General features: G+C 49.7%; 12 protein-coding genes. 3 read left to right on the top strand and 9 right to left on the bottom strand.

Annotated features, from left to right (window positions below; genetic code table 11):
- Positions 1 to 563 precede the first annotated feature (563 nt).
- The 3 genes from VE954_RS08580 to VE954_RS08575 all read left to right on the top strand — a co-directional run bounded on the left by VE954_RS08580 (position 564) and on the right by VE954_RS08575 (position 2,125).
- Positions 564 to 1,118, top strand: a complete 555-nt coding sequence (locus tag VE954_RS08580) for a response regulator transcription factor (protein ID WP_324951690.1) — start codon at positions 564 to 566, stop codon at positions 1,116 to 1,118.
- Positions 1,021 to 1,302: a diguanylate cyclase gene (locus VE954_RS44145; protein WP_414698983.1), complete on the top strand. Its 282-nt coding sequence runs from the start codon at positions 1,021 to 1,023 to the stop codon at positions 1,300 to 1,302. Before VE954_RS08580 ends, VE954_RS44145 begins: the two co-directional genes overlap by 98 nt.
- A 115-nt stretch (positions 1,303 to 1,417) precedes the next feature.
- The gene (locus tag VE954_RS08575) at positions 1,418 to 2,125 is read left to right on the top strand and encodes an Hpt domain-containing protein (protein WP_324951688.1); all 708 of its coding nucleotides are present in this window, start codon (positions 1,418 to 1,420) and stop codon (positions 2,123 to 2,125) included.
- A gap of 111 nt (positions 2,126 to 2,236) precedes the next feature.
- Here the strand turns inward: VE954_RS08575 and VE954_RS08570 are convergent, their stop codons facing one another.
- The 9 genes from VE954_RS08570 to VE954_RS08530 are packed head-to-tail and all read right to left on the bottom strand — an operon-like array spanning position 2,237 to position 10,774.
- Complete coding sequence (locus tag VE954_RS08570; RefSeq protein WP_324951686.1) at positions 2,237 to 2,722, bottom strand: chemotaxis protein CheX; 486 nt, start codon at positions 2,720 to 2,722, stop codon at positions 2,237 to 2,239.
- A gap of 1 nt (position 2,723) precedes the next feature.
- Complete coding sequence (locus VE954_RS08565; RefSeq protein ID WP_324951684.1) at positions 2,724 to 3,110, bottom strand: response regulator; 387 nt, start codon at positions 3,108 to 3,110, stop codon at positions 2,724 to 2,726.
- Position 3,111: 1 nt separating this feature from the next.
- The gene (locus VE954_RS08560; protein WP_324951682.1) at positions 3,112 to 3,606 is read right to left on the bottom strand and encodes a chemotaxis protein CheD; all 495 of its coding nucleotides are present in this window, start codon (positions 3,604 to 3,606) and stop codon (positions 3,112 to 3,114) included.
- On the bottom strand, positions 3,603 to 4,658 hold the full coding sequence (cheB, locus tag VE954_RS08555; protein WP_324951680.1) for a chemotaxis-specific protein-glutamate methyltransferase CheB: 1,056 nt from the start codon (positions 4,656 to 4,658) through the stop codon (positions 3,603 to 3,605). The genes VE954_RS08560 and cheB overlap by 4 nt, the downstream gene beginning before the upstream one ends.
- Positions 4,658 to 5,542: a protein-glutamate O-methyltransferase CheR gene (locus VE954_RS08550; RefSeq protein ID WP_324951678.1), complete on the bottom strand. Its 885-nt coding sequence runs from the start codon at positions 5,540 to 5,542 to the stop codon at positions 4,658 to 4,660. The genes cheB and VE954_RS08550 overlap by 1 nt, the downstream gene beginning before the upstream one ends.
- Positions 5,543 to 5,557: 15 nt before the next feature.
- Positions 5,558 to 6,085 carry a chemotaxis protein CheW gene (locus VE954_RS08545; RefSeq protein WP_324951676.1) on the bottom strand — a complete coding sequence of 176 codons (528 nt, stop codon included), beginning with the start codon at positions 6,083 to 6,085 and terminating at the stop codon, positions 5,558 to 5,560.
- A gap of 24 nt (positions 6,086 to 6,109) precedes the next feature.
- On the bottom strand, positions 6,110 to 8,365 hold the full coding sequence (locus VE954_RS08540; RefSeq protein WP_324951674.1) for a chemotaxis protein CheA: 2,256 nt from the start codon (positions 8,363 to 8,365) through the stop codon (positions 6,110 to 6,112).
- A gap of 36 nt (positions 8,366 to 8,401) precedes the next feature.
- Entirely contained in the window at positions 8,402 to 10,315 is a 1,914-nt protein-coding gene (locus VE954_RS08535; RefSeq protein WP_324951673.1) for a methyl-accepting chemotaxis protein, read from the bottom strand.
- A gap of 27 nt (positions 10,316 to 10,342) precedes the next feature.
- Entirely contained in the window at positions 10,343 to 10,774 is a 432-nt protein-coding gene (locus tag VE954_RS08530; RefSeq protein ID WP_324951671.1) for a response regulator, read from the bottom strand.
- Between the last annotated feature and the right edge of the window lie 570 nt (positions 10,775 to 11,344).

Below are 11,344 nucleotides of genomic sequence, written 5' to 3'. Positions count from 1 at the left end.
CATCGTCGACATACCACGGATTCTGCAGGCCTAAAATTTGTCGGTAAAGCTCTGTATCTTTCATCGACAATTCTCCCCATATATTACGGGGATATTAACGAAATTCTCGGCGCCACCCCACGGAAAACCCGGAAGGACCAGAAAAACTAACCGAATGTTGAGTTAAAAAGATCCGATGCAACGGTCGAAAAATAAGATAGAAAAAAGTCTATATGGGGTGCCACGCACTAAAATCCGATAAGATACCAAATTTTGGCTTTCGTCATTCAATATACGGGTGGCTGCGGAATTTAGGGGGATATACCGTCCAGGACATAATAATTACCAATTGAGAAACTCTTCGGGCGCATGACCACCCGGAAAGAATGACTATAAAATAAGCTGACTGTTAAAATTATTGGGAAATTTCGAAACTACCGTGAACCCGAAGGCCTTGGCAATCAAGGCCTGCTGAAATTCCGGGCATTCTTTCCGGGGCCCTGCATTCTTCTCACCTTAAGAGCCTTGTGATACAATGGAAAGGCGATCCCTGACCAAAAACAGCCAAGGCATTGGGGTGGTCCATGGCACAGCTAAAAGGCAATGAAAAGATTCTTATTATTGAAGACAATAAAGTGCAAGCCAAACTCAATGAGATCATCTTAACGAGGGAAGGCTATCAAGTTTTTTTAGCTGGATCCGGCGCCCAAGGCTTGCCAATAGCAAACGACCAATTGCCTGGCGCCATTCTCCTGGATTGGGAGCTACCAGACAGCTCTGCCCCCGAACTGATCACTCCTTTGATGAAAAATCCCCACAATCCATTCCTTGGGATCATTGTTTTAACTGGACACAGTGAAGTTGAAAAACTTGAATTAGCACTCAGCCTAGGGGCGGCCGATTCTTTGTCGAAGCCTGCTCGCAAGCTGGAACTTATTGCGCGTATTAAATCGGTCCTTCGCATTCGAACCATGCAGTTCCAACTCAATGAGCTGAGCATTCGCGATCCCCTCACAAATCTCAGAACTCCTCACGGGCAGCCTGAGAGAAGTCGATGTCATCGCACGGTTCGGGGGCGAGGATTTTCTCGTCTTACTGCCAGAAACCGAATTAACCGCAGCTGTCGAATGCTTCTATAGACTTCTGAGGAAGACGTCCGACGTCCACTGGGGAACGATGAAAGATCGCTTGAATGTAACATTTTCCTGCGGGATCGCTTCAACACTGACTCATCCTTGTAAACTTCTGGGACTCTATTGCATTTTGCTGATCACGGCCTCTATTCAGCTAACGAAAATGGTCGCAATCGAATCGCCGCTATAGATGATTCGACAGCTTATCAACTAGCACAAAAGGCTTCCAATCAATAGGATAACAAAAAATGTTACACTGCCCCTCTGATGAAGACTATGTCCAGGAGTCTGATGAGCTCATCCAAATGTTCCTCGATCAAATGAGCGACGACCTCAGCTATTTTGAAGAGCAATTGGTCAGCAAGAATCTGGAATCCTCGGTTGGTGAGATTTTAAGGCGCTTGCACTCCAATAAAGGATCTGCCGGGGCCTTAGGGTATAATGTTATAAGCGATGTTATTCACAGTATCGAAGAGAGCCTACTCGATCGTAAGAGTGCTCAGCATATCGAGCCCTTGTTGGCCAAAGTTGACGTCCTCAAGAAACTCATTAACCTATCCCGCAACAGCAAACTCACCCGGCCCCAATTTTTGGCCGAATATGAAAAAATTGGTCGGGAATTTAAGTCCCAGGCGAGTTTTAGTCAAAAATTCAAAGTCCTCATTGTCGATACCAGTGCGACAACGTTTAATTACTTGGTAAAAAACAGCAAACTCGCAAATGTAGAATTGAATAGCTGTTCCAACGGCTTAACGGCCCTCAACAAAGTTATCCATGAAAAATATTCCATCGTAGTCTGTGGGGCCGTACTTCATGAACTCGATGGACCTGCGTTGATTGCCGCAATAAAAATCAATGAATCAACTTCTCGAGTTAAAACAGTCATCATGAGTTCCAATAGAAATCTAAAAATGCTCATTCAACCTGATTTCATCATATCAAGGAGCAATACGGAATATAAGCAAATCCTTGATTGGATTGAACAATTGAGTCTCGTCGCAAGCGCTGCATAGCGAGCGGCGGCGCCTGCAGAAACACTAGTCCCCTGGCTGTTAAGTATAGTCAATAATATTCGATGATTGTGCAGATTTTAGGCATTCTTTCCGGGGCCCTGTCATTATGAGTCAAGCAGCGCGAGCTTTTTGAAATTCCAGTTCCAGTTCCACGTGCTCATCATTCAAGACATAGGCTTGGCGAACCAAAATACCATCACAGGAAGGCAATTCCTTGTCGAGGCAAACCGTCTGCGGAATGCTAAGGTCAAAGGAGTTGAACGAATCCACCAGATGGGCCAGAATGCGACCACCGATTATATTCACCAACTCCGAGAGACCGTCCTGCACCCATTCCTCTTCCAAATTGCCCGTGGATCCCAGCATGGATCCCACCAGACTGATTGCCATATTGCGCGGTATAATCAGGCGAATAAAGCCTGTATAGGGGCGATGCACTTCCACTGTGGTGACATACACCGGCAGATGCAAGGGTGGATAGCTTTCCTGAGGAACTGGAAGGGCTTCGCTGAAACTCAGCGTTTCTAAAGTATCCTGCACCGCTTGGTTCAAAGCATTCAGACTGTCGACGACTAAACTTGCTTGTGCAATTCCCATGTCACATACCCAGCTGAGTTTTTAGAGTATTGAGAGTTTTGGAAACATTAGGCAGGTGTAAGGGTTTGGCCAGGATACCTTCCACCTTTAAAGGCCTCAATTCCTCTTCACGAGCCGCATTTTGCGTGGACGTGATGACCAGTACGGGAACATTTTTAAGATTCTCGCTGGCTCGCATTTCGCGCAGCATGGATATTCCGTCCTTGACCGGCATGTTGATATCCGTTATGACCAGTGCGATCTCCTGCGCATTCATGATCTTCAGACCTTCTTCACCCTGGCTGGCCTCCATAAACGTGCATTGGGTGAAACCTGAAATTTCAAAACACTGCTTGATAAACAGACGCGCGGTCCTGGAGTCGTCAATGATCAGAATCTTCTTGTCCATACTATATCTCCCAAGTGCCTTTTGAAGGACACGTGATAACGATATGCCCTGTGTCCTGGTGAACTGCTACGGTGCGACTGAAATCGCCCCCCACATCCTCTGCGACAGGAGCAAGCTTGGTCTGCCAAAGCACTTTCTTTAGGGTCAGGACATTGCGCTTGCCGATGTTGAAAAGTCCATCGACATCCATAATGCTGGAGCCGCCTACCAACTTGACGATAAAGCCCGTCCCCCTTGGATCGCAGCCCAAGTTCGCCATGCGATTCAAGAGGGCGGGCACCGCCGTATCCGCAAAATACCCGGGCAGAGATAAAGCCTTTACACTATCCGTGGCGGATTCTGGCAAAGCCACATGAGCCATACCGATCGCTTTCTTTTTAGGATCCATCAGAATCAAGGCCACGCACGAACCCAAAGCCATAGTCTTCAATGTGGAACCCGGCTGGGACGATCCATCCAGATTGCCAATACCCAGCATGATGGGTTTCGCGATCATGCCACTCCTCGCAGCACGCGTAGAATTTCGCCTGGAATGATCGTTAAAGGCAATTCGCGATCCACAGCACCCAGCTGCTTGGCGACAGCCGACATTCCGTAGACCACGGACGATCTTTCATCCTGCCCGATCGTTGGAGCGCCTGCCTCAAGCATACTCTTGAGGCCCTTGGCACCATCATGTCCCATTCCGGTGAGCAGCACCCCGATCGACTTCTTACCGACGCTTTTGGCAATAGAATGGAACAGCACGTCGATACAAGGATTGTACGGCATCGGCTCGGCGCTTTTAAAAACCCTGAAAACCAAATTCGGACCCATGGCAAGAACTTCCGTTTGCATACCGCTGGGAGCTATATAGATGATGCTTTTTTGAATCGTTTCCCCATCGATGGCTTCGCGCGTCACGACAGGCGTTTCCTGCTGCAAACGGGCGGCAAAAAAATGGCTGAAGCCTGCCGGCAGATGCTGTGCAATAACAATGGCTGGTAAATCGCTCGGCAGATTACGCAGGATCAGGGTCAAGGCCTGTGGTCCTCCCGTCGACGATCCGATCGCGATCAAGCGGAAGCGGGAGGATAGATAAGCAAGCTTTCCAGGAGGAGTCCCTGCATTTTTTTCTACCAGCATCTGCGCCGGATCTTGTACCTGAGCCTGCGAAGCAAAATTGATCTTTTGCACCAGCTCGATCATCATGTCTTGGAATCCGGCTTGGCTGAAGTGCAGAGGCTTGAATACGACCTCTACAGCGCCCGCGGAAAGAGCATCCATCGCTTGCGTCGTTCCGCGCGCGGTATAGGAACTCAACATTATGACTGGAATTGGCCACTGTGGGAGCAATCGCCTCAGAAATTCGGTGCCGTTCATACGCGGCATTTCCATATCCAAAGTCATGACATCAGGCTTTAGCTTAAGCAGTAGATCCCGGGCTTCATACGGATCAGCCGCCGTCCCCACCACTTCAATGGACGAAGTTTGCGCTAACGCTTGTGTCAAGGTTTCCCGCACAAAAGCTGAATCATCGACAATCAGGACTCGGATGGGTTTATGCATCACAGATCCATCCTTTTCTGATATACAGCCGGCATACACGCTTTTAATGGTGTGGTGCCGGCGTTGATCGTTTCGGAATGGCCTAGAAAAAGATAGCCACCCGGCTCGAGGCAGTTATAGATGCGCTGCAGAAGGGCAATTCGGGTCTGCGGATCAAAATAGATCATAACATTGCGGCAGAACACGATTTGAAAAGGTTTGAAGGGGAAGACGGGATTCATCAGATTAAATCGACGGAACATGATTTCCTCGCGAACCCGCTCAATGACCTGGTAGTTGCCATCCGCCTGCTGTTTGAAAAAACTGTGGACATAGTCTTTGGGAATCTCGTGGATTCGTTCGGGCGTATAGATTCCTTGAGCAGCAAGCTGCAAGACCTTAGTGGAAATATCTGTCGCCAAGAGTCCGGCGTCCAGGCTTGGATAATTGCTGCCCAAGGTTTTCATCACCGACATCTGCAGTGTATAGGCCTCTTCCCCACTTGAACAGGCGGCACACCAGATGCGCAAATCATTGCGGCGGCTATTTTGTAGAGTTGCCACGACTTCCGGCAAAACCTTTTGATTCAGAAATTGAAAATGACTGCTTTCGCGAAAAAATGAGGTGTGATTCGTTGAAATCACATTGACCAGCTCGGTCATCATCGCCCCGCTGCGATCGGCCTTCATGAGGGTTAAATACTCAGAAAAACTCGACAGCTGCCGTCGATGCAAGGTGGACTGCAGACGACCCAGTACGAGGCCACGCTTTTCATCGGTCAGACAGATTCCGAAATTATCATAGACCAGTTTCGCAATGGCGCGAAACTCGACGTCGTTCAGCTGAATCGACCCCATACCCACGGAGTCGCCCAATTCTTCCAGATGTTCGAGCTTGGCATTCAATTGACACTGCCCCTTTCAACTATTGGCGACTTGAGCGACCGCTTCCACATCGTTGCCATAAAGCAATTTGCTGACATCCAAAATGATGCGCACTTCATCGCCCACTTTGCCGATTCCACGGATATAGCGAGCACTTTCATTGTGGGCCACACGCGGTGGTTCACACACGGAATCTTCCGGAATGCTGGTCACTTCATTGACTGAATCCACAACCAAACCGATGGGATGGTCATCATAGTTCACGACGATGACACAGGTTCTTTCGTTGTATTCCTTGAGGGGAAGGCGGAACCGGATGCGGATGTCCATGACGGGTATCACCTGACCACGCAGGTTGATGACGCCTTTGATAAATTCCGGCATATCGGGTACAGCCGCTATTTTCTGGATGCCAACGATTTCCGTCACGTATTGAATCTCAATGCCATAGTCTTCTTCATGAACGCGAAAAGCCAGATAGCGGCCTTTTATACTATCCTCTTCATCTTCATCTTCATCAAAATCCTGGTCTTGCATTTCACGCTCGTTTTGCTTCTTGACCATATCGCCTGCCTTTTTTCTATAGCATTAAGCAACTTTTGAAATCAGATTTTGATACTCTTCGCCCAGACAGTCATTGATGCCACCGACATCCAGAATCAAACTGACTTCACCGTTGCCAAGGATGGTGCAGCCGCTCACGGCCCTGGACCTTTTGTAGGAGTTTGGTAGGGCTTTGACAACAGTCTGCTGCTGGCCAAGGATCTCATCGACGTGCAAAGCCAGACTGTTCTGGGTGACTTCCACAATCACGACCAAACCATCATCCGGCAGCGGGGCAACGTCTTTTTGTCCAAACAGATGGCCCAATTGAACGATAGGAATGAATTTCGAACGAAGATCCACCATCTTCAAGCCATCGGGCCCCATCACCACGCGCTCCGGGCTGAGAATGATGGATTCCTGGATGTTCAGAAGCGGAATGGTGTATTTTGCATCGCCAACCTTCACCATCATGCCGTCGATGATCGCCAGCGTCAGTGGGATCTCAAAAATAATCTGTGTCCCTTGCCCAGCTGTCGATTCGATACGCACGCGGCCTTTGATTTTTTCGATGTTCTTGCGAACAACATCCATGCCCACGCCGCGGCCAGAGACATCCGTCACCTGCTCTGCTGTAGAAAATCCAGGTTCAAAGATATAATTGAAGACCTCGGAATCAGTCAGTGTAGATTCCCGTTCAATCCCCGGCAGATTGCGTTCCCGTGCTCGTTTCAATATTTTATCACGACGCAAGCCGCCGCCGTCATCCTGAATAATTATCCAGATCTCGCCTTCTTCGTGACGGGCTTCGAGAGTGATGGTCCCCATTTCATCTTTTCCGGATTCACGACGCGCATCTGGCATTTCCAAACCATGATCGATCGAATTCCGCACGCAATGGACTAGAGGATCAGCGATCTGTTCGATCACGGTCTTATCCACCTCGGTGTCTTCGCCCTTCAGAACCAAGCGAGACTTTTTGCCGAGTTTTTGTGTGGTATCATGGACCAAGCGGGTCATCTTCCGAAAGGTTTGCGCCACCGGCACCATCCGCACCGACATGGAAATGTCCTGAAGATCCAAAGTGGTGCGACGCAAATGATGAAAAGCGCGATCCAGCTGCTCGTTCTCTATGCCTACAGCGGCCAAGCTGCCGCTAACCATGGTCTCTGCAATCACCAACTCACCGACCAGATTGATAAGCGCATCAAGTTTCTTAAGGTCCACCCGGATATCATTGCGCACTGGATTCAATGAAGCTGGGTTTTCCAGAGTCGCCGTGCTCTTGAGTGCCTTAAGCTGAGGCATCTCCTGCACAGCGGCATTGGCTTCTGGAAGATCGATCTGAGCTCGGCGCCCTGGTGCGACCGGTAGCACGCTCTCCAGGTATTCGATCAGACTTTCGCGATCCTCCATGCAGTCATCACCAGATTGACCAATCCGGTATAAAGTGGTTTTGACGGCATCGACAATCCGCAGGATGGTTTCCGTGAGTTTATCAGTGATCAGAGCAGGATTTATTTTCAAGCGTTCCAGATGGGTTTCCAGAGCATGGGATACTTCCGAAAGATCCTTGTAGCCCATGAACCCACAGTTGCCTTTAAAACTATGAATGCGCCGGAATGCTTCTTCGACATGTTCATTGGCGTCCAAACCTTTAGCCGTCGCCAAGGCCAGCAGACTCAATTCCACTTTCTGCAAGGTCTCGTCGGACTCCTGCAAAAAAGACGTCCGCAAGGCGTCGGTAATTTTAAAGCTTGGCGAATTCTCTGGGGCGGCAGCCGGAGGAGGAGCGTCGTCGTCAAAGACGAAGAACCCCGAAGAGAGCTCTTTCATGGCCGACAAAGCATTGGGACCACCCGGATCCCGGTCTTTCAAAGCCTGTTCGAGCTTCATCATCAAATCGAGGACATCGCCCTGGCAGCTGCCATCCATATCGTGTTTGGATTTTTGAATATGACTGAGCAGAATTCGGAACAGATCGATGGATTGCTGCAGGAGTTCCAGACGGCCGCGATCAAGTTTGATCGTTTTCTTGCGTATGTCGTCCAGCAGATTCTCAGCTCTGTGCGCCAGGGCAGAGATATTTTTGAAGCCAAACGACCCAGCGCTTCCTTTGATGGTATGGATCAAGCGGAAGATGTTGTTCATCAGGGAATCAGTGGCGCCGGCCGGTGCCTGCGGATTGTTCTCGGCGTCAGCAAGCGCAATAAGCTGCACCTCGAACTCATCCAGGAAATCACTGCTTTCCGCGATGAATGTCTCAACCAACTCTTGTGATGCTAGATATTCTCGGTCCACAATCCCTCACCTTTTCCATGGTCCATACGTTCAAGCTCAGGCGCGATAATTTCCAAAATTCTGATCATCCAGAGCAATCTGCTGGGGATGGGAATCAGACTGATTATTGTTGTTAGCTGAAATAGGTGCGACGCGTCCCCAATCGGAACTCTCACTTGCAGTCGGCGCGCTGGGACGAATCGAGACAACCCGGCCCTGGGCAGGCGCGGCCGACATGGAATGACGGTCCATCGACCGTTCATCACCAATCCGGAAATAAGCCAGGCTGCGTTTCAGTTCCTGCGATTGTCCGGCCAGTTCTTCCGCGGCAGAAGCTGTTTCTTCGGCGCTCGCGGTGGTGGTCTGGGTCACTTTATTGATTTGATTGATCCCGGAAGCGATCTGCGAAATAGCCGCGGCCTGCTCTTTGCTGGCGTCCGCGATCTGTCGCACAGTCGAGGCAACCTGCAATGAACCGGCGACAATGTCCTTGAATGATTCCGCGGTTTTTTTTGCCTCGATCAAACCACTTTCCACTTTGCGGGACGATGACTCGATCAGTTCGGTTGTTTCCTTGGCGGCTTTGGCGCTGCGACCCGCAAGGTTTCGAACTTCATCAGCGACCACAGCAAAACCCTTGCCATGGCGACCCGCCCGAGCCGCTTCGACGGCGGCGTTCAATGCCAGCAGATTGGTTTGGAAGGCGATATCGTCGATCACTTTGATGATCTTGGAAATTTCCCGACTGGAACTGTTGATATCGGTCATGGATTTGAGCGTGACTTCAATCTGGACATTGCCCTGCTCCGCGGCTTTCTGAGCTTTTTGCGCTGTTTCGCTCGCGTTGATGGCAGCATCGGCATTGATCTTGATCTTGGAGCTGATTTCGGTGACTGAGCTGGTAATCTCTTCCACGGCTGCGGCCTGCTCGGCTGCCCCCTGAGAAAGGCTCTGGCTGGCACTCGATACCTGATCCGATCCAGCGGACACCTGATTGGCTGCGAAATTGGAGCGGGTGATCACTTCACGCAGCACATTGCTCATGGTCTGAAACGATTTGCCCAGACGATCACGGTCTGACAGCAGAACGATTTCTTTGGTCAAATCGCCTGCAGCGATCGCTTCCGCCTGGTTGGCCTTATCGTTGAGACCCTTGACCATAGTGCGAATGTCATTGTAAACACCGTAGTTGACGCTGGCGTTCATCTGAATGCTGGTATCACCAACCGAAATGTTCTTCACCAGTTCGGAGATTTCATTGGGATCGACACCCAGCAATCGCAGGGTGGATTGGGCAATCGAAAAGCCAATCCAAAGTGAGATTGCCAAAGCGACAAACACCAAAGCAACCATAGCATAGCGGAAAAAGCTGACAGATTTTTGAGTTTCGGCGGCGTAATCTGTAGCGAGCTTGACTTTCAAATCAGTGAGTTTCACCAAAGTAACGGTGCTTTCATCATAGATTTGCCCCGTTGCAGCCTGGGCTTTACGGAGATCTTTTTCCATGGCGGCATACGCTTCCGGATTTTTTTCGCGAACCCCGTCTCGAATCATCTCTTCTTTTTTATCCCAGATGCGGACCGCTTCCATTTGGAGTTTATTCCATTCGTCTATTTGCCTGTTCAAAACATTCAACAGGTCTTTTTCCTCCTGCGACTCAGCCAATGGCCCAAAGTCCTTCATCGCCTTAAACATATCGGCGAGATTGACGTTGAAATCTTTTTTCAGGCGATTGTAATCCTCCAAGCTCAATTCAGGCGCCATGATCGCCCGCGCCATGGATCGAACTTCGGTCTGGGTTTGATTCGCCCGCCAAACATAGTCCACGGCCGGCAAATTGTTGGATTTGATGATCTCCATCTTGTTCAAAGCCTCGGTCATTCCTACGATCCCGAGGACTCCCACTACCAGGGTAAACCCAGCCGCTGCTAAAAAACTCACGATTAGTTTTTTCTTCAAGTTCATGGTCATATCAATCCTTCTCCTGGCAATAGAAAATCATACTTCCTTTTTTCTTCGGGCAAATTTCTTGATGGTATCGCTGCACCGATCCAAATGAATTTTTGCATCCTGCAAAGCTTCCGCGATCACTTCATCTGTCACCGGCTTGCGGATGATGATCCGCGCCCCAAGATCCAGACAGCGATTGGCGATCACCATATTTTCGGCGCCGGTGATCACATAAACCTGAATCCCCTGCTTGAGTGCCATGCAATGCCGCAGGACGTCGTCGCCGTACATGCCAGGCATATTGATATCAACCAGCACGATAGGAATTCTTTCCTGCTGTATCGCTTCCAAAGCTTCACTGGGATAGGCGTAGCTGTAGGTTTTAACCCAGGGGAAGGCTCCGCAGAGACGCTCCAGCACCTTTCGATGAAAGTGATCATCGTCCAGGATGGCAACCTTATAGGGAATCGACACAATCATGGGTAATTTCCTGGATCAAGCATTTCAAACAGTCATTTGCGCCACATACCACTAGCTAAGAATCTATAGGTGCTTCGGGGCGAGGCCTGGGGAAGCTTAACTGCGGTAAACCGAAGTCTGACTCCTACTCGGCCCCAATTGCCCTACCAGACCGATATTTCTGATTTTTTCAGGAAGTCAGAAATATTTTGATTGCCTACAAGGTAAAATATGGTCGATCAAGTCGCCATGCGACTTGACTTCATCTCGATGAAGGAATTCCGGGAGCTCGGTAGCGCGGCAAGAGCAGCCGTGCTGAGTCCTCGGGCTCGGATTTGCTACTATGGTAGAGTATGGCTTATCAGGAAGGGAATCCGCCATTCCATGGCTCTTGCCAGCACGGCAAGGACTTTTCCCAGGCGTTTCTTATCAACTTAAAGAACCGATCGATTGGTCGGGTAAAAGGAGTGCCTTACGACACTCCAATCCCCACGGAACCCATCGTGCAGATTTCCCGCAATGGGCTCTTCAATCATTGATTCACGACTCACCAAGCGCTTTGAATTCCTGTAGTGAAAACCTAATTCTTGG

The sequence above is a fragment of the Oligoflexus sp. genome, assembly GCF_035638955.1.
Taxonomy (GTDB): Bacteria; Bdellovibrionota_B; Oligoflexia; order Oligoflexales; family Oligoflexaceae; genus Oligoflexus.
Note: the sequence above shows the minus strand (reverse complement) of the source record. Positions and strands in the feature narration are given on the sequence as shown.

What these genes read in the sequence shown, in the direction of transcription:
- VE954_RS08535 (WP_324951673.1), bottom strand. Translation starts at nt 10,315, where the DNA reads ATGACCATGAACTTGAAGAAAAAACTAATCGTGAGTTTTTTAGCAGCG.
- VE954_RS08580 (WP_324951690.1), top strand. Translation starts at nt 564, where the DNA reads ATGGCACAGCTAAAAGGCAATGAAAAGATTCTTATTATTGAAGACAAT.
- VE954_RS08530 (WP_324951671.1), bottom strand. Translation starts at nt 10,774, where the DNA reads ATGATTGTGTCGATTCCCTATAAGGTTGCCATCCTGGACGATGATCAC.
- VE954_RS08575 (WP_324951688.1), top strand. Translation starts at nt 1,418, where the DNA reads ATGTTCCTCGATCAAATGAGCGACGACCTCAGCTATTTTGAAGAGCAA.
- cheB (WP_324951680.1), bottom strand. Translation starts at nt 4,658, where the DNA reads ATGCATAAACCCATCCGAGTCCTGATTGTCGATGATTCAGCTTTTGTG.
- VE954_RS08560 (WP_324951682.1), bottom strand. Translation starts at nt 3,606, where the DNA reads ATGATCGCGAAACCCATCATGCTGGGTATTGGCAATCTGGATGGATCG.
- VE954_RS08545 (WP_324951676.1), bottom strand. Translation starts at nt 6,085, where the DNA reads ATGGTCAAGAAGCAAAACGAGCGTGAAATGCAAGACCAGGATTTTGAT.
- VE954_RS08570 (WP_324951686.1), bottom strand. Translation starts at nt 2,722, where the DNA reads ATGGGAATTGCACAAGCAAGTTTAGTCGTCGACAGTCTGAATGCTTTG.
- VE954_RS08565 (WP_324951684.1), bottom strand. Translation starts at nt 3,110, where the DNA reads ATGGACAAGAAGATTCTGATCATTGACGACTCCAGGACCGCGCGTCTG.